Annotated in this window: 13 protein-coding genes; 11 read left to right on the top strand and 2 right to left on the bottom strand. The window is 72.0% G+C overall.

Going from position 1 to position 16739, the window contains the following annotated elements:
• The first annotated feature begins 168 nt into the window (after nt 1–168).
• Genes ACQUSR_RS05440 through ACQUSR_RS05415 form a run of 6 tightly spaced genes read left to right on the top strand, consistent with a single transcriptional unit; the run spans nt 169 to nt 8382 of the window.
• The gene (locus tag ACQUSR_RS05440) at nt 169–1107 is read left to right on the top strand and encodes a dihydrodipicolinate synthase family protein (RefSeq protein WP_431041380.1); all 939 of its coding nucleotides are present in this window, start codon (nt 169–171) and stop codon (nt 1105–1107) included.
• Nucleotides 1104–2573: a sialate:H+ symport family MFS transporter gene (locus tag ACQUSR_RS05435; protein ID WP_431041379.1), complete on the top strand. Its 1470-nt coding sequence runs from the start codon at nt 1104–1106 to the stop codon at nt 2571–2573. The genes ACQUSR_RS05440 and ACQUSR_RS05435 overlap by 4 nt, the downstream gene beginning before the upstream one ends.
• A gap of 45 nt (nt 2574–2618) precedes the next feature.
• Nucleotides 2619–3788 (top strand): CaiB/BaiF CoA transferase family protein, encoded by a 1170-nt coding sequence (locus tag ACQUSR_RS05430; RefSeq protein ID WP_431041378.1) that lies wholly within the window; start codon nt 2619–2621, stop codon nt 3786–3788.
• Nucleotides 3785–4927, top strand: a complete 1143-nt coding sequence (locus ACQUSR_RS05425) for an acyl-CoA dehydrogenase family protein (RefSeq protein ID WP_431041377.1) — start codon at nt 3785–3787, stop codon at nt 4925–4927. Before ACQUSR_RS05430 ends, ACQUSR_RS05425 begins: the two co-directional genes overlap by 4 nt.
• A 39-nt stretch (nt 4928–4966) precedes the next feature.
• Nucleotides 4967–6181: an acetyl-CoA C-acetyltransferase gene (locus ACQUSR_RS05420; RefSeq protein WP_431041376.1), complete on the top strand. Its 1215-nt coding sequence runs from the start codon at nt 4967–4969 to the stop codon at nt 6179–6181.
• A gap of 29 nt (nt 6182–6210) precedes the next feature.
• Complete coding sequence (locus ACQUSR_RS05415) at nt 6211–8382, top strand: 3-hydroxyacyl-CoA dehydrogenase NAD-binding domain-containing protein (RefSeq protein WP_431041375.1); 2172 nt, start codon at nt 6211–6213, stop codon at nt 8380–8382.
• Between the two features lie 38 nt (nt 8383–8420).
• On the opposite strand, the gene ACQUSR_RS05410 is transcribed toward ACQUSR_RS05415, so the two are convergent.
• On the bottom strand, nt 8421–9125 hold the full coding sequence (locus ACQUSR_RS05410) for a MerR family transcriptional regulator (RefSeq protein ID WP_431041374.1): 705 nt from the start codon (nt 9123–9125) through the stop codon (nt 8421–8423).
• A 126-nt stretch (nt 9126–9251) separates the two neighbouring features.
• Between ACQUSR_RS05410 and ACQUSR_RS05405 the strand changes: the two genes are divergently transcribed.
• Nucleotides 9252–9653, top strand: a complete 402-nt coding sequence (locus tag ACQUSR_RS05405) for a hypothetical protein (RefSeq protein WP_431041373.1) — start codon at nt 9252–9254, stop codon at nt 9651–9653.
• Nucleotides 9654–9679: 26 nt separating this feature from the next.
• The gene (locus tag ACQUSR_RS05400) at nt 9680–10540 is read left to right on the top strand and encodes an oxygenase MpaB family protein (protein ID WP_431041372.1); all 861 of its coding nucleotides are present in this window, start codon (nt 9680–9682) and stop codon (nt 10538–10540) included.
• Nucleotides 10541–10630: 90 nt separating this feature from the next.
• Here the strand turns inward: ACQUSR_RS05400 and ACQUSR_RS05395 are convergent, their stop codons facing one another.
• Nucleotides 10631–12145 carry a M1 family metallopeptidase gene (locus ACQUSR_RS05395; protein WP_431041371.1) on the bottom strand — a complete coding sequence of 505 codons (1515 nt, stop codon included), beginning with the start codon at nt 12143–12145 and terminating at the stop codon, nt 10631–10633.
• Nucleotides 12146–12414: 269 nt separating this feature from the next.
• On the opposite strand from ACQUSR_RS05395, the gene ACQUSR_RS05390 reads away from it, so the two are divergent.
• The 3 genes from ACQUSR_RS05390 (at nt 12415) to ACQUSR_RS05380 (ending at nt 16652) form a co-directional block, all read left to right on the top strand.
• On the top strand, nt 12415–13029 hold the full coding sequence (locus tag ACQUSR_RS05390; protein WP_431041370.1) for a hypothetical protein: 615 nt from the start codon (nt 12415–12417) through the stop codon (nt 13027–13029).
• Nucleotides 13030–13169: 140 nt separating this feature from the next.
• Nucleotides 13170–15128, top strand: coding sequence for a Xaa-Pro dipeptidyl-peptidase (locus ACQUSR_RS05385; RefSeq protein WP_431041369.1), 1959 nt, complete (start codon nt 13170–13172; stop codon nt 15126–15128).
• Nucleotides 15129–15353: 225 nt separating this feature from the next.
• On the top strand, nt 15354–16652 hold the full coding sequence (locus ACQUSR_RS05380) for a M14 family metallopeptidase (protein ID WP_431041368.1): 1299 nt from the start codon (nt 15354–15356) through the stop codon (nt 16650–16652).
• The last annotated feature ends 87 nt before the right edge of the window (nt 16653–16739 follow it).

Raw genomic sequence — 16739 nt, 5'->3', positions numbered from 1 at the left:
GGACTCGACCCTACGAAGCCGCCGATTTTCGGGTCAACACGTCGATCGGCACGCCCCACCGGCGCGCTGTGAGGGCTTGACAGCCTGTGTCGCCTCGGACACATTGCGGACACATAGGATGTCCCATGTCCGGTTTGATCTCGTCGCAAGCCAGAAAGCTGGACTCCGATGCGCCTTCCGGTTCCGCTCACGGGCGTCGTCCCGCCGCTGTGCACTCCGCTGACCCCCGCGGGTGACGTCGACACCCGATCGCTGACGGTCCTGGTGGAACGGCTCGTCGCGGCCGGGGTGAGCGGGCTGTTCGCCCTCGGCTCCAGCGGTGAGGCCGCCTATCTGACCGACGGCCGGCGGCGCACCGTGCTGACGACGGTGTGCGCAGCAGCGGGCGGGCGGGTGCCGGTGCTCGCCGGGGCGATCGACATGTCGACAGCGCGGGTGCTGGACCATGCCAGGGCCGCGGCACAGGCGGGCGCGGACGCGCTGGTGGCCACCGCCCCCTTCTACACCCGCACCCACCCGGCGGAGATCGCCGACCACTTCCGGCGGGTCCGGGACGGGGCGGGCCTGCCGCTCTTCGCGTACGACATGCCCGCCTCGGTGCACACCAAGCTGACCCCCGGCGTACTGCTGCCACTGGCCGAGGACGGCACGCTCGCCGGGCTCAAGGACAGCAGCGGTGACGACGGGGCGCTGCGCCGGCTGCTGGTGGAGCTGCGCCGCCGCGGCCTGCACCGGTCCTTCTCGGTGCTGACCGGCTCCGAACTCGCCGTGGACGGCGCGCTGCTGGCGGGCGCGCACGGCGTCGTCCCGGGGCTGGGCAACGTCGATCCCGAGGGCTATGTGCGGCTGTACGAGCACGCCCGCGCGGGCCGCTGGCGCGAGGCCGCCGCCGAACAGGACCGGCTCGCCGCCCTGTTCGCGCTCACCGAGACCGGCGACCCGGCGCGCATGGGTGGCAGCTCCTCGGCCCTGGGCGGGTTCAAGGCCGCGCTGCGCCTGCTCGGCGTGATCGACTGCCCGGCCACCGCCGCCCCTCAACTCCCGCTCGGCGACGCCGAGCACGCGATCGTACGCCGACTCCTCCGGGACGGGGGGCTGTTGCGATGACGGGAGCCGACGCGGCGGCGCCCCCGCCCGCCGCGCCGCGGCCGCGCCCGGCGCGCTGGTACCGCGAGGTGTCCGGCGGCCAGTGGAAGGCGATGTTCGCCGCCTGGGTCGGCTATCTGCTGGACGGCTTCGACTTCGTCCTCATCACGCTCGTCCTCACCGAGATCGCCGACGAGTTCCACCTCAGCGCGGCGGCCGCGGCGAGCCTGGTCTCCGGGGCCTTCGTCACCCGCTGGCTGGGCGGCGCGCTGCTCGGCGCGATGGGCGACCGCCACGGCCGCAAGCCCGCCATGATCGCCAGCATCCTGCTCTACTCGCTCGGCACCTTCGCCTGCGGCTTCGCCTGGGACTACACCAGCCTCTTCGCCGCCCGGCTGCTGATCGGCATGGGCATGGCCGGGGAGTACAGCGCCAGCGTCACCTATGTCCTGGAGAGCTGGCCGGCCCGGCTGCGCAACCGCGCCTCCGGGTTTCTGATCTCGGGCTACGCGGGCGGCACGATCCTGGCCGCCGAGCTGTACAAGTGGGTCGTACCGGCCTGGGGCTGGCGGTGGATGTTCTGGATCGGCGTCGCTCCGGTGCTCGTCGCCCTGTGGGTGCGGCGCGCCCTGCCGGAGGCGACGGACTGGAGCGCGGAGGTGGCCGGGCGCGGGGCGCCCCCGAATCCCTTCCGGCCGCTGTTCCGCGGGCGGGTGCGCGGCTGCGTCAACACCGTGCTCGCCGCGGCCGCGACCGTCGCGCTGTTCTGCGTCTTCACCCCGGTGGGGGAGGGGCTGGTGTGGCCGCTGGCGTTGCTGGCGGCGGCCTGTCTGGTGGGCTTCGCCGTACAGCTGGGCGGCCGCCGCTGGGTGCTGCATGTCGCGCTGACGTGCACCGTCTTCTGTGCTTTTCTCGCCAGCTGGCCGATCCAGGCGCTGCTGCCCACGTATCTCAAGACCGAGCTGGGCTACGCACCCTCCGAGGTCACCGACGTGATGTTCTACGCCGGGTTCGGAACGATGGCCGGCTGCTGGCTCGCCGGGTTCGTCGGCGACTGGATCGGCACCCGGCGGGCGTACGCCTGCACCCTGCTGGCCTCGCTCGCCTTCGTCTTCCCCGTCTTCGCCGTCCAGGACTCGCTGGTGGGCCTCGGTGTCCTGCTGTTCTTCCTGCTCGCGCTGGGCCAGGGCATCTCCGGCATCCTGCCCAAGTACATCGCGGGCCACTTCCCGATCGAGAACCGGGCCGCGTCGCTGGGTTTCGTCTACAACACCGGGGCGCTGGGCGGCGCGGTCGCGCCCGTGCTCGGCGCCCATATGGCCGAGAGCATGCCGCTGGGCCGGGCGCTGGCGGTGCTCACCTTCGGACTGACCCTGGTGGTGATCGTGCTCGTCGGCGGGGACGTACCGCGGCGACTCGCCCGGCTCACCGGCCGGGACGCCATGGCTTCGTCAGCAACCCTTGTGGAAACTGGAACACGTTCTTAGCATCAACGGTGTTACAGCAACGGTGTCACAATGGCTGGGGGCCGGATGACGGAGGCGGAAGCGGAGGCGACGCCGACACCGCGCGGCCCGCTGGCCGGAGTGCGCGTGGTGGAACTGGCGGGGATCGGCCCGGGACCGTTCGCCGCCATGCTCCTGGCCGACCTCGGCGCGGACGTCGTACGGATCGACCGGCCCGGCGGCGCGGGACTGCGGATCGACCCGGACCACGACATCACCAACCGCAACAAACGCTCGGTGCTGCTGGACCTGAAGGCCCCCGGCGGCGTGGCGGCCGTCCTCGACCTGGCCGAGCGGGCCGACGTCCTCATCGAGGGCAACCGGCCCGGCGTCGCCGAGCGGCTCGGGATCGGCCCGGACGCCTGCCTGGCGCGCAATCCGCGGCTGGTCTACGGCCGGATGACCGGCTGGGGCCAGGACGGGCCGCTCGCCGGCACCGCCGGGCACGACATCGGCTACATCGCCATCACCGGCGCCCTGTCCATGATCGGCGCGGCCGCCGACCAGCCGCCCGCCGTCCCCGCCAACCTGCTCGGCGACTACGCGGGCGGCTCGCTCTACCTGGTCATCGGCGTCCTCGCCGCGCTCCAGCACGCCCGTACCACCGGCACGGGACAGGTCGTCGACGCGGCGATCGTCGACGGCACCGCCCACCTGACCGCCATGATCCACGGGATGATGGCGGCCGGCGGCTGGCAGGACCGGCGCGGCGCCAACCTGCTCGACGGCGGCGCCCCGTTCTACGGCACGTACGAGACCGCCGACGGCGGCTACATGGCGGTCGGCGCGCTGGAGCGCAAGTTCTACGCCGAGTTCATCGACCTGCTGGGGATCGCGGACCAGGTGCCCGCCCGCGACGACTTCGCGCGCTGGGGCGAGCTGCGCGCCGCCGTCGCCGCCCGCTTCCGGACCCGTACCCGCGCCGAGTGGGCGGAGGTCTTCGAGGGCTCGGACGCCTGCGTCGCGCCCGTACTCTCGCTGCGCGAGGCCCCCGGCCACCCGCACCTCGCCGCCCGCGGCACCTTCGTGGCGCACGCGGGGATCACCCAGCCCGCCCCCGCACCGCGCTTCTCCGCCACGCCCGGCGCGGTGCACCGGCCTCCCGCCCGGCCCGGCGCGGACGCCGCGGAGGTGGCCGCCGACTGGGGCGTGCCGGGCCTGCCCCCGTACGAGCCTGCCAAGGAGAGCGAGCAATGAAGCGCGACATCTTCACCGCGGAGCACGACGCCTTCCGTGAGACCGTCCGCACCTTCCTGGCCAAGGAGGTGCTGCCGCACCACGAGCGGTGGGAGAAGGACGGCATCGTGGACCGCGAGGCGTGGCGCGCCGCCGGCCGCCAGGGTCTGCTGGGCACCGCCGTCCCCGAGGAGTTCGGCGGCGGCGGGAGCGACGACTTCCGCTACGCCGCCGTGCTCTCCGAGGAGTTCGCGCGCGCCGGGGCCAGCGGGCTGGCCCTCGCGCTGCACAACGACATCATCGGCCCATACTTCATCTCGCTCGCCACCGAGGAGCAGAAGCGGCGCTGGCTGCCCGGCTTCTGCTCGGGCGAGATCGTCACCGCGATCGCCATGACCGAGCCCGGCGCGGGCTCCGACCTCCAGGGGATCCGCACCACCGCCGAGGACCGCGGCGACCACTGGCTGCTCAACGGCTCCAAGACCTTCATCTCCAACGGCATCCACGCCGACCTGGTGATCGTCGTGGCCAAGACCACCCCGGAGGGCGGCGCCAAGGGCCTGAGCCTGCTCGTTGTGGAGCGCGGCACAGCCGGGTTCGAGCGCGGCCGCAACCTCGACAAGATCGGCCAGAAGGCGCAGGACACCGCCGAGCTCTTCTTCAACGACGTCCGCGTCCCCAAGGAGAACCTGCTCGGCGAGCTCAACGGCGGCTTCGTCCATCTGATGAACAACCTCGCCCAGGAACGGCTGTCGATCGCGGTCAGCGCCATCGCCGGGGCCGAGCGGCTGCTGGAGATCACCACCGCGTACGTCAAGGAGCGCGAGGCGTTCGGCAGGCCGCTGGCCAAGCTCCAGCACATCAGGTTCCAGATCGCGGAGATGGCCACCGAGTGCGCCGTCACCCGCACCTTCCTGGACCGGTGCATCGTGGAGCACTCGGCGGGCGCGCTGGACGCCGTACACGCCTCGATGGCCAAGTGGTGGGCCACCGAACTGCACAACCGGGTCGCGGACCGCTGCCTGCAACTGCACGGCGGCTACGGCTACATGGCGGAGTACCCCGTCGCCCGAGCCTTCACCGACGGCCGGATCCAGACCATCTACGGCGGCACCACCGAGATCATGAAGGAGATCATCGGCCGCTCGCTGCTGTCCTGACCTCCTCCTTCCCCGGACCTGTGTGTCGAAAGGCTGACCGTGACCCCCGAAGCGTACGTATACGACGCCATCCGCACCCCGCGCGGGCGCGGCAAGGCCAATGGCTCCCTGCACGGAACCAAACCCATCGACCTGGTCGTGGGCCTGATCCACGAGATCGGGCGGCGGCTCCCGGACCTCGACCCGGCCGCCATCGACGACATCGTGCTCGGCGTCGTCAGCCCCCTCGGCGACCAGGGCTCGGACATCGCCAAGGTCGCGGCCATCGCCGCGGGGCTCCCCGACACCGTCGCGGGCGTCCAGGAGAACCGCTTCTGCGCCTCCGGTCTCGAGGCGGTCAACCTGGCCGCGGCCAAGGTGCGTTCCGGCTGGGAGGACCTGATCCTGGCGGGCGGCGTCGAGTCGATGTCGCGGGTGCGGATGGGCTCCGACGGCGGCGCCTGGTTCGCCGACCCGATGACCGCCTACGAGACCGGATTCGTCCCCCAGGGCATCGGCGCCGACCTGATCGCCACCGTCGAGGGGTTCTCCCGGACGGACGTCGACACCTTCGCCGCGCTGTCCCAGGAGCGGGCCGCCGAGGCGTGGAAGGACGGGCGGTTCGAACGGTCCGTCGTACCCGTCCGCGACCGCAACGGCCTGGTCGTCCTCGACCGCGACGAGCACATCCGGCCCGGCACCACCGCCGAGACCCTGGCCTCCCTCAAGCCGTCGTTCGCCGCGATCGGCGAGGCCGGTGGCTTCGACGCCGTCGCGCTCCAGAAGTACCACTGGGTCGAGGCCATCGACCACGTCCACCACGCCGGCAACTCCTCCGGCATGGTCGACGGCGCGGCACTGGTCGCCATCGGCAGCGCAGAGGCCGGGGCCCGCTTCGGGCTCACCCCCCGCGCCCGGATCGTCTCCGCCGCCGTCTCCGGGGCCGACCCCACGATCATGCTGACCGGACCCGCCCCCGCCTGCCGCAAAGCCCTGGCCAAGGCCGGGCTGACCATCGACGACATCGACCTGGTCGAGATCAACGAGGCGTTCGCCGCCGTCGTGCTGCGCTTCGTCAAGGACATGGGGCTGAGCCTGGACAAGGTCAACGTCAACGGCGGAGCGATCGCCATGGGCCACCCGCTGGGCGCCACCGGCGCGATGCTCGTGGGCACGCTCGTCGACGAACTGGAGCGCCAGGACAAGCGGTTCGGCCTGGTGACCCTGTGCGTCGGCGGCGGCATGGGCATCGCGACCGTCATCGAACGTCTCTGACCGTCCCTTCCTTTACGGAGCACCAGAACATGAGCGAAGCACCGGCCATCCGCTGGGAACAGGACGAGACCGGCGTCGTCACCCTCGTCCTGGACGACCCCGGCCAGTCGGCCAACACCATGAACGCCGCGTTCAAGGCCTCCCTCGCCGCCGTCGCCGACCGCGCCGAGGCGGAGCGCGAGACCATCCGCGGCATCATCGTCACCTCCGCCAAGAAGACGTTCTTCGCGGGCGGCGACCTCAAGGACATGATCAGGATCGGGCCCGCCGACGCCCAGCAGGCGTTCGACACGGGCATGGACATCAAGCGCGACCTGCGCCGCATCGAGACGCTCGGCAAGCCGGTGGTGGCCGCCATCAACGGCGCCGCGCTCGGCGGCGGTTACGAGATCGCCCTCGCCTGCCACCACCGCGTCGCCCTGGACGCGCCCGGCTCGAAGCTCGGCCTGCCCGAGGTCACCCTCGGACTGCTCCCCGCCGGGGGCGGCGTGACCCGTGCCGTACGGCTGCTCGGCATCACCGACGCGCTGCTCAAGGTGCTGCTCCAGGGCACCCAGTACCCGCCGCGCCGCGCCCTCGCCGAAGGGCTGGTGCACGAGGTCGCCGAGTCGCGGGAGGAGATGCTCGCCAAGGCGCGCGCCTTCATCGACGCGCACCCGGAGTCCCGGCAGCCGTGGGACGAGAAGGGCTACAAGATCCCCGGCGGCACCCCGGCGCACCCGAAGTTCGCGGCCAACCTGCCGGCCTTCCCCGCCACCTTGCGCAAGCAGCTGGCCGGGGCGCCCTACCCGGCGCCCCGCAACATCCTGGCGGCCGCTGTCGAGGGCTCCCAGGTGGACTTCGAGACCGCGCAGGTCATCGAGGCCCGCTACTTCACCGAGCTGGTGACCGGCCAGATCGCCAAGAACATGATCCAGGCGTTCTTCTTCGACCTCCAGGCGGTCAACGCCGGCCGCAGCAGGCCGCGCGGTGTCGAGCCGCGCGAGGTGCGCAGGGTCGCCGTGCTGGGCGCCGGCATGATGGGCGCCGGCATCGCCTACTCCTGCGCCAAGGCCGGTATCGAGGTGGTCCTGAAGGACGTCTCCGCCGAGGCGGCCGCCAAGGGCAAGGCGTACTCCGAGGGGCTGCTGGCCAAGGCGCTCGCCAAGGGCCGCACCACCGAGGCGAAGCGCGACGAGCTGCTGGCCCGGATCACCCCGACCGCCGACGTGGCCGACCTGGCGGGCTGCGACGCCGTCATCGAGGCGGTCTTCGAGGACCCCGCGCTCAAGCACAAGGTGTTCCAGGAGATCGAGGGGGTCGTCGCGCCGGACGCCCTGCTGTGCTCCAACACCTCCACCCTGCCGATCACCGCGCTCGCCGAAGGCGTCGAGCGGCAGGCCGACTTCATCGGGCTGCACTTCTTCTCGCCCGTCGACAAGATGCCGCTGGTGGAGATCATCAAGGGCGAGCGGACCGGCGAGGAGGCGCTGGCCCGCGCCTTCGACCTGGTGCGGCGGATCCGCAAGACCCCGATCGTCGTCAACGACTCGCGCGGCTTCTTCACCTCCCGCGTCATCGGCCAGTTCATCAACGAGGGCGTGGCGATGGTGGGGGAGGGCCTCGACCCCGTCTCCGTGGAGCAGGCCGCCGCCCAGGCCGGCTACCCCGCCAAGGTGCTGTCCCTGATGGACGAGCTGACCCTCACCCTGCCGCGCAGGATCCGCGACGAGACGCGGCGCGCCGTGGCGGAGGCGGGCGGCAGCTGGTCGCAGCACCCGGCGGACGCCGTGATCGACCGGATGGTCGACGAGTTCGGGCGGCCGGGCCGCGCCGGCGGCGCGGGCTTCTACGAGTACGGCGCGGACGGCCGGCGGACCCGGCTGTGGCCGGGACTGCGCGAGCACTTCACCACGACCGGCGCGGCGATCCCGTTCCCGGACATGGTGGACCGGATGCTCTTCGCCGAGGCCCTCGACTCGGTACGGTGCCTGGAGGAGGGCGTGCTCACCTCCGTCGCCGACGCCAACATCGGCTCCATCCTGGGCATCGGCTTCCCCGGTTGGACCGGCGGTGTGCTCCAGTACATCAATGGTTACGACGGCGGGCTGCCGGGCTTCGTGGCCCGCGCCCGCGAACTCCAGGCGGCGTACGGAGACCGGTTCGCGCCGCCGGCGCTGCTGCTGGAGAAGGCCGAGCGGGGCGAGACGTTCCACGACTGAGCCGCCGCAGTCAGCACGCAGGTGGCCGCGGGCCTGGTTCAGCCCTCGCCGAACCAGGCCCGCAGCTCCTCCTTCATCGACCGCTGGAAGGCGATCACCAGCGCCTGCACGACCAGCGGGTGCATATGGGCGGAGAGCGCCTTGATGGCCTCCACCTCCTCGCCCGACACCTCGTCGCGGAAGAGCCGGCTCAGCTCGCGCGCCGCCGACCGGGTGTGCTCCTGCACCACCGCGTGCGCGGCCAGGATCGACTCCAGCGCGATCGGCACGTCCAGCAACCGGACCCCCAGGTGCAGGGTCGCCGGGTCGATGCGGAAGACGTCCGGGGCGTCGGTGCGCTCCAGCATGCCCATCGCCGCCAGCCGGTCGACGTCCTCGTCCGCCAGCTCCCGCCCGGCCCGCCGCGCGAGCTGCTCGCGGGTCGCCTCCTGCGGCGTCTGCGGCGCCCACGAGGCGACCAGCGCCCGGTGGATGGCCAGGTCGTCGGCGCTCAGATCCGCGGGCAGCCGGTTCAGATAGCGCTCGATGGCGGCCAGGGTCATCCCGTGGTGCTGGAGCTCCTCGATCAGCGCCAGCCGGGACAGGTGCTCGGGCCCGTACCGGCCCACGCGGCGGGGGCCGATCTCGGGCGGCGGCAGCAGCCCCCGGGTGCTGTAGAAGCGCACCGTGCGGACGGTCACCCCGGCCCGGGCGGCCAGCTCGTCGACGGTGAGGGGCGTCGGTTCCCCGGTCTCCGCGCTCATCGGCCGCGCCTCACTCTCCGCTCTGCTCCCGATGGTCCAACAGTATTGCTGTCTCACCGGCGCTGCGAAAGTCCTGGTCAACGAGATACCTGCCGCGACGGGCCGCCGGCGATAGCCTCGGTCGGCATGGCGGAACCCCTCTACTACGTCGACCGCTCCGACATTCGCGAGGGCAGGCTCGCGGAGGTCAGGAACGGGATGCGCGACCTGGCCGCGTTCGTCGAGTCGCGCGAGCCGCGGCTGATCGCGTATCACTTCTTCATCGACGAGTCGGGGGCCACGATGACCGTGGTGGCCGTCCATCCCGACTCAGCGTCGATGGAGCTCCACCTGGAGCTCGGCGGACCGAGGTTCCGCGCGTTCGCCGCGCTGATCCGCATGAGAGCCATCGACGTCTACGGCCGGCCGAGCCCGGCGGTCGTGGACCGGCTCCGGCAGAAGGCCGAGATGCTCGGCGGGGGCACCGTCACCCTCCACACGCCGCAGGCGGGCTTCAGCCGATGGCAGGCGCGCCGGGACACCGCCTGAGGAACGGGAAGCGGGACAATGCGGCTATGGGGTACCACACGCCCGGCGGGCCCGTATGGCGCTACTTCGGGGACCTTCGCTGCATGCTCGTCGCCTCCGAGCTGCTGGTCATGCAGGTCGCCCACCCCGTCGTCGGCGCCGGGGTGGAGCAGTACTCCGCCTTCCGTACCCAGCCCTGGCGGCGGCTGTGGGAGACGCTGCTGTCGCTGAACACGGTGATCTACGGCGGGCCGCGGGCCGCCGAGGCCGAGACGGCACGGCTGCGCGCCCTGCACGCGGGCTTCACCGGCACCGACGCCCGCGGCCGGCCCTACCGCGCGCTCGACCCCGAGGCGTACCACTGGGTGCACGCCACCCTCGTCATGGGAGCGGTCGAGGCCCACGAGCGCTTCGGCAGACCGTTCGGGCCCGCGCTCACCGAGGCGTACTACCGGGAGATGCGGGCGGTCGGGCGGCTGTGGGGGCTGGCCGAGCGGGACATGCCGGCGGACTGGGCCGCGTTCCGCGCGTACTACGACGACATGGTGGACCGGCGACTGGAGCTGAACCGCTCCGTCCAGGACCTGCTGGAAGTGCTCCGGCACCCCGCGAAGCCACCCGTGCGGTGGGTCCCGGCCGCGCTGTGGAGGCCCGTGGCCGACGCCATGGGCCGCGGCACGCTGCTGGTCACCATCGGGCTGCTGCCCGCACCGCTGCGCGAGCGCTTCGGGCTGGCCTGGACGCCGCGCCAGGAGCGGGCGCTGCGGCGGTTCGCGCGGGCGGTCCGGGTGGGCATGGCGGCGGTGCCGCCGCCCCTGCGGATCGCGCACGCGCGGGGGCTGGCGAGGTGGAACACGCGGCGGCGCGCGCCACGGTGCGGTGACGGGACGGGGAAAACCCGTCGGTGACCGGCAGACGGCGACCGGTCACCGGCGGGCTCAGGGGCGGCGGCTCAGGGCCGAGCCGCCGCTCCGCCCGGGCTCGTGCCCGTGGTCGGACTAGTGCCCGTGGTCGTGCTCGTGCCCGTGGTCGTGAACGGTGTTCGTGGCCTGGATCTTCTGCCACGACTTCGGGGCGGCGGGCTTGCCCTTCTGAGCGATGGCCGCCTGCCGGGCGGCGGGCGCGGCCGGCTTCGACGGGGTGAACAGCCAGGTGTCGAAGAGCGCCGACAGCTCCTTGCCGGTGGCCTTCTCGGCGAACGCCACGAAGTCCTGGACGGAGCCGTTGCCGTACCGGTTCGCGGTCGGCCAGTCCTTGAGCAGCGCGAAGAAGGCCTTGTCCCCTATCTCGTTGCGCAGCGCCTGGAGCGCGAGCGCGCCACGGTCGTACACGGCGATGTGGAACTGGTTGTCCGCGCCCGGGTCGCCCGGCTTGACCGTCCAGAAGGGGTCGTCGGCCGCGTACTTGGCGTACGTGAAGTCGGCCACCTCCTGCGCGGTGCCCTCACCCTCCTTCTCCGACCACAGCCACTGGGCGTAGCGGGCGAAGCCCTCGTTCACCCAGATGTCGCGCCAGTCCTTGACGGAGACGCTGTCGCCGTACCACTGGTGGGCCAGCTCATGGACGACGAGGGAGGCGTTCGCGCCGCTGCTGAACCCCTTCGGGCTGTAGAACACCCGGGTCTGGGTCTCCAGCGCGAAGCTGGTCGGCACGTTCGGCACATAGCCGCCGAGCGCGGTGAACGGATACGGGCCGAACACCTCGCTCAGCCAGTCGGCGATCTCGCCCGTCCGCTCCACGCTGGCCCGCGCCGCGCCCGCGTTGTCGCCGAGGTCCTTGCTGTAGGCGTTGATGACGGGCAGCCCGTTGGCGGTGGTGTCGGTGGTGATGTCGAACTTGCCCACCGCGAGCGTCGCCAGATAGCTGGCCTGCGGCTTGCTGGACCGCCAGTTGTACCGGGTCCAGCCGCCCGCCTGCGGAGACGTCGACTGCAACGTGCCGTTGCTGATCGCCTGGGTGCCCTCGGGCACCAGGACCGAGACGTCGTACGTGGCCTTGTCCAGCGGGTGGTCGTTGCTCGGGAACCACCAGGCGGCCCCTTCCGGCTCCTGGGCCGCCACGGCCCCGTCCGGAGTGCGCTGCCAGGCGGTGAACCCGTCGATCAGCACCGTCGACGGCGTTCCGCTGTAGCGGACGACCACGGTGAACGGTTTGCCCGCGTCCAACTGGGTGGCCGGGGTGATCTCCAGCTCATGGCTGCCGGTCTTCTTGAAGTTCGCCTTCTTGCCGCCCACCAGCACCGAGCTCACACCGAGCGCGAAGTCCAGGTTGAAGCGCGACAGGTCCTGCGTGGCGGAAGCCACGATCGTCGCGGTGCCCTCCAACCGGTCGGTCTTCGGCTGGTACTTCAGCCGCAGGTTGTAGTGGGAGACGTCGTAGCCGCCGTTTCCGGAGGCCGGGTAATAGGAGTCCCCGATGCCCGGTGCACCCGGGCCCGGCTCGGCCGCCGATGCCGGGATCACCAGCAGCAGGCTGGCCACGGCCGCCGTCGGGACGATGAGTCTGTGACGCACGAGTCCTCCAACTCGTAGGGGAGAACGATCACTCGGACTCTATGTACCCATTGGGGGCCATGGTGTCCATGGGGCGAGGCTGTCATGTGTTCGACATCGTGTCGACATCATTCGACATCAACCGGCATCAGCCGCCGTCCCGCGTCCGGCTCCACCCGCTTGACGATTCGCGAGACCTGCCGGTGCAACTCCCGTAGTGTGACCCGCACTTCCCCCCCCTCTTCTCATCCGCTCACCGCGCTCGCCCGACGAAAGGAACGACTCCTCCCTTGGACGAGAACACCCCTGCACCTGGCCAGCAGCCACCCGTCCCCGCCTGGTCGCCCACCGTCTCCGTCCCCGTCCCCGCGGTGCCCGGGCACCCGGCTCCCGACCCCTCGGGCACGCCGCCCCGCCGCCTGCCGGGCTCGCGCCGTACCCGCCTGATCGCCCTCGCCGCCGCCGTCGTCCTCGCGGGCGGAGCGGGGATCGGCTGGTACGTCCTCGTCGACGACGACGAAGACCTCATGAGCCACGTCGAGATCAGCGGCGGAAAGCAGGTGACCGGCGACGACACCGCCGACGAGGACTGCGACGACTACGACGAGTACACCTACAACGACTGCGACAGCGAGGACGACTCCGACGACGACACCTACGAGTTCATCTACAAGGTCACCAACAAGGGCGACGGACCCGCCAACTACAGCGCGATCGTCAACGCCTTCGACAAGGACGGCGACTACATAGGTCAGACGTACATTGTCGTCGGACACCTCAAGCCCGGAAAGTCGGAAGCCGACACCGAGGAGCTCAGCTCCTACAGCATGGAAGACGACAGCGAGGTGGCGGATATCGCGACCGTCAAGCTCGCCCACGTCGAACGCACCGCTCTCGCGAACTGACCGTTCGCCACCGATCCCTCACTCTCCGGAATCGCGTCCGCGACCGGTCACTCCGGCCCCTGCCGTCCTCCCTGGCGGGGGCATCTCATTTACCGATAGCCCCCTTCTGCCGGGGAGTTGACCCGCGCTAACGTCCGGCCGTGCTGCTACGTACGCGGAAACCCCGCATCCCCCGAGCCACATTGCCCGCGGCGGCGATCGCCGCGTTGCTGGCCGTGTTCCTGATCCCGCCGGCCGCGCAGGCCGATCCCGCCGGGCACCGCGCCCCGCGGGAGAGCAGACCCGTGTACTCCTACAAGGACGCGATACGTGAATCCGTCTGGGTCGACACCAAGCTCGACGGCGACGGCGACGGCAGGACCGACCGCGTCGCCGTCGACATCGTGCGGCCGCGCGAACCGGCCCAGCAGGGTCGGCGAATACCCGTGATCATGGACGCCAGCCCCTACTACTCCTGCTGCGGGCGCGGCAACGAGAGCCAGAAGAAGACCTATGACGCGGACGGCAAGCCCGTCCAGTTCCCGCTGTTCTACGACAACTACTTCGTCCCGCGCGGCTATGCCACCGTCCTGGTCGACCTCGCCGGAACCAACCGCTCCGACGGTTGTGTCGACGTCGGCGGCGCCTCCGACGTCCAGTCCGCCAAGGCCGTCGTCGACTGGCTGAACGGCCGCGGCCGCGGCTACAGCACCCGCACCGGCAGCCGGTCCGTCAAGGCCACGTGGTCCAACGGCGCTACCGGCATGATCGGCAAGAGCTACGACGGCACCGTCGCCAACGGCGTGGCCGCCACCGGCGTCAAGGGCCTGAAGACCATCGTGCCCATCGGCGCCATCAGCTCCTGGTACGACTACTACTTCGCCAAGGGTGCCCCGCTCTACGACGGCGGCCCCGACGGGCTGTCCGACGCCATCGAGAGCCCCGAGGCCCGCGCCCGCTGCGGCGCCGTACAGCGGCAACTGGTCGAGGGCGCCCCGCGCTCCGGCGACTGGACCCCGCTGTGGACCGCCCGCGACTACACCGCGGACGTGGGCAGGGTGCGCGCCAGCGTCTTCGCCGTCCACGGCATGCAGGACCTCAACGTGCGGATGAAGCACCTCGGGCAGTGGTGGGACGGGCTCGCCGACGCCGGGGTGGAGCGCAAGATCTGGCTCTCCCAGACCGGTCACGTCGACCCGTTCGACTTCCGCCGCGCGGAATGGGTCCGCACCCTGCACCGGTGGTTCGACCACTACCTGCTCGGCATCGACAACGGCATCGAGCGGGAGCCCATGGCCGACATCGAGCGCGCCCCCGACCGGTGGTCCACCGACAAGGTCTGGCCGGCGGAGTCCACCCGGACCACCACCCTGCGGCCGCGTCCCGGCACCACGTCCGGCGTCGGCGTCCTCGGCACCGACCCGGCCGCGCCCGGCAGCACCGCCGCCTTCACCGACGACCCGGCGCACAGCGAGGCGGACTGGGCCGGGCGGATCGACACCGCCACCCCGGACAAGGCCGGATTCAGCACCCCGGTGCTGAAGGAGGACCTGCGGCTGTCCGGATCGAGTCGGGTCACCGTCACGGCCACCCCGTCCACGGCCAGTGCCCACCTGACCGCGGTCCTGGTCGACCTCGGCCCGGACACCATCCGCAACTACACGGCGGATGGGGAGGGCATCCGCACCCGCGCCGACCGCACCTGCTGGGGCCGCTCCACGACCGGGGACAGCGCCTGCTACAAGGTGACCGAGGCCGACACGGCGGAGGTCGACTACACGGTCGTCAGCCGCGGCTGGGCCGACCTCGGCAACCACGCCGACGACGGCGCGGGCGGCCCGCTGACGCCGGGGAAGCCGTACACCATCACCCTCGACCTGGCCGCCACCGACCACGTCGTACCGGCAGGCCACCGGCTCGCGCTGATCATCGGCGGTACGGACGCGGGGCTGATCGAGCCACCGGCCTCCAAGCCGCGGCTGACCATCGACCTCGCGCGCACGTCCGCCGACCTGCCGCTGGTGGGCGGCGTGCCGGTCTTCGCGGCGCCCTCGCCGCCGGCGGCCGACGGCCCGCTGAAGGGCGTGGGGGCGCCACGCCGGTCGGTACTTCTCCCCTGACCCTCCCCTTCCCGAAACTGGGGCTCCGCCCCAGACCCCGGTCCTCAATCGCCGGACGGGCTGAAATCAGCCCGTCCGGCGATTGAGGGCACCCCTGCGCTGCTGGCGTAGGGCCCAGCGGACGTCCGGAGCCCCGGTTCGGGAAGGGGCGGGATCGGGAACAAAGCCCCCCGCCCCGGCTGCGAGCAGCCCGCAGCCGGCACCCGCAGACAAGGAGAAGCACCCGTGCCCGCACGCACACACCTCCGCCGCGCCGCCCTCTGCGCGGCGATCGGCGTGTTACTGACCGCGTCGGCCCTCACCGCGCCAGCGCGGGCCGACACACCGCCGCCCCGTACCGGGTTCGAGACCAGCCACGGCGCCCGCTGGACCACCCAGCCCGAGGAGCTGGCGTTCCTCGCCGACATCGACGAGGCGAGCGACCTGGTCGGCGTCGACCGCGTCGGCACCACCGGGCAGGGCCGCCCCCTCCAGCTCGTACGGATCGGCGCCCCAGCCCACGGCGCCCACGGCAACACCGTCCTCCTCGTCTGCTCCCAGCACGGTGACGAGCCGTCCGGGCGCGAGGCGTGCCTGACCACCGTCCGCGACCTGGCCTACGCCACGGACGCGGAGACGCGCCGCTTCCTGGCGCGGACGAGCGTCCTGGTGATCCCGACCGCCAACCCGGACGGCCGCGCCGCGGACACCAGGGAGAACGCCGACGGCGTCGACATCAACCGCGACCACATCGCGCTGCGCACGGCGGAGGCGCGGGCCATCGCGCGCGTACTCCGGGACCACCGCCCCGACACCGTCTACGACCTGCACGAGTACGGCGCCACCGCCCCGTACTACGTCAAGGACCTGCTGACCCTGTGGCCGCGCAACCTCAACACCGCCGACCCGGTGCACGACGAGGCGCACACGCTGTCCGAGTCCTACGTCCGACCGGCCGCCCAACGCTCGGGTCACAGCACCGGCACCTACGGCATCTGGACCGACCCGGAGACCGGCGACCCCGTCAAGCAGGTCGCGGGCGACGGGCAGGAGCGCATCCTGCGGAACACCGCCGGGGTCAAGCACGCCGTCGGGCTGCTGGTGGAGACCCGCGTCGACGCCCTCACCGAAGCCGAGCAGGCCGACCCCGCCGTCAACAACCGGCGCCGCGTGGGCTCCCAACAGGCCGCTCTGGACGGGCTCTTCGCCTTCGCCGACGAGCGGCGGAACCGCATCGGGCAGGCCACGGCGCGCGCCCGGCTGGCGGGCTACGCCGACACCGGACCGGTCTACCTCGGCGGCGCGGACAACGACCCGGCGACCGAGGAGCAGGTGCTCGCCGATCCGCCGTGCGGGTACCGGCTGGACGCCGCACAGTACGCGTCGGTGCGGGACGAGCTGGCGCTGCACGGCGTCGTGGCGCGCCGGGACGGCGGCGGCTTCCTGGTGCCGCTGCGGCAGCCGCTGCGCGCGTTGGTCCCCCTGCTCCTCGACGGGCGCGCGAACCATCACCTGACGGTGGGTCACCCGGCATCCGGCTGCTGACCTGCGGCCGCGCCTGGCCGCCTGGCCGTACGCCGTGTGGTAGGGGGTACTGAGCAGCCGGAACTGATTCGGCGTCACCTCAGCGAA

It is taken from the genome of Streptomyces sp. P1-3 (genome assembly GCF_050613155.1).
In the GTDB taxonomy this organism is placed as follows: Bacteria; Actinomycetota; Actinomycetes; order Streptomycetales; family Streptomycetaceae; genus Streptomyces.
The sequence above is the reverse complement of the archived record's forward strand: the minus strand, read 5'-3'. Positions and strand labels throughout refer to the sequence as shown.

What these genes read in the sequence shown, in the direction of transcription:
- ACQUSR_RS05440 (WP_431041380.1), top strand. Translation starts at nt 169, where the DNA reads ATGCGCCTTCCGGTTCCGCTCACGGGCGTCGTCCCGCCGCTGTGCACT.
- ACQUSR_RS05435 (WP_431041379.1), top strand. Translation starts at nt 1,104, where the DNA reads ATGACGGGAGCCGACGCGGCGGCGCCCCCGCCCGCCGCGCCGCGGCCG.
- ACQUSR_RS05430 (WP_431041378.1), top strand. Translation starts at nt 2,619, where the DNA reads ATGACGGAGGCGGAAGCGGAGGCGACGCCGACACCGCGCGGCCCGCTG.
- ACQUSR_RS05425 (WP_431041377.1), top strand. Translation starts at nt 3,785, where the DNA reads ATGAAGCGCGACATCTTCACCGCGGAGCACGACGCCTTCCGTGAGACC.
- ACQUSR_RS05415 (WP_431041375.1), top strand. Translation starts at nt 6,211, where the DNA reads ATGAGCGAAGCACCGGCCATCCGCTGGGAACAGGACGAGACCGGCGTC.
- ACQUSR_RS05410 (WP_431041374.1), bottom strand. Translation starts at nt 9,125, where the DNA reads ATGAGCGCGGAGACCGGGGAACCGACGCCCCTCACCGTCGACGAGCTG.
- ACQUSR_RS05405 (WP_431041373.1), top strand. Translation starts at nt 9,252, where the DNA reads ATGGCGGAACCCCTCTACTACGTCGACCGCTCCGACATTCGCGAGGGC.
- ACQUSR_RS05400 (WP_431041372.1), top strand. Translation starts at nt 9,680, where the DNA reads ATGGGGTACCACACGCCCGGCGGGCCCGTATGGCGCTACTTCGGGGAC.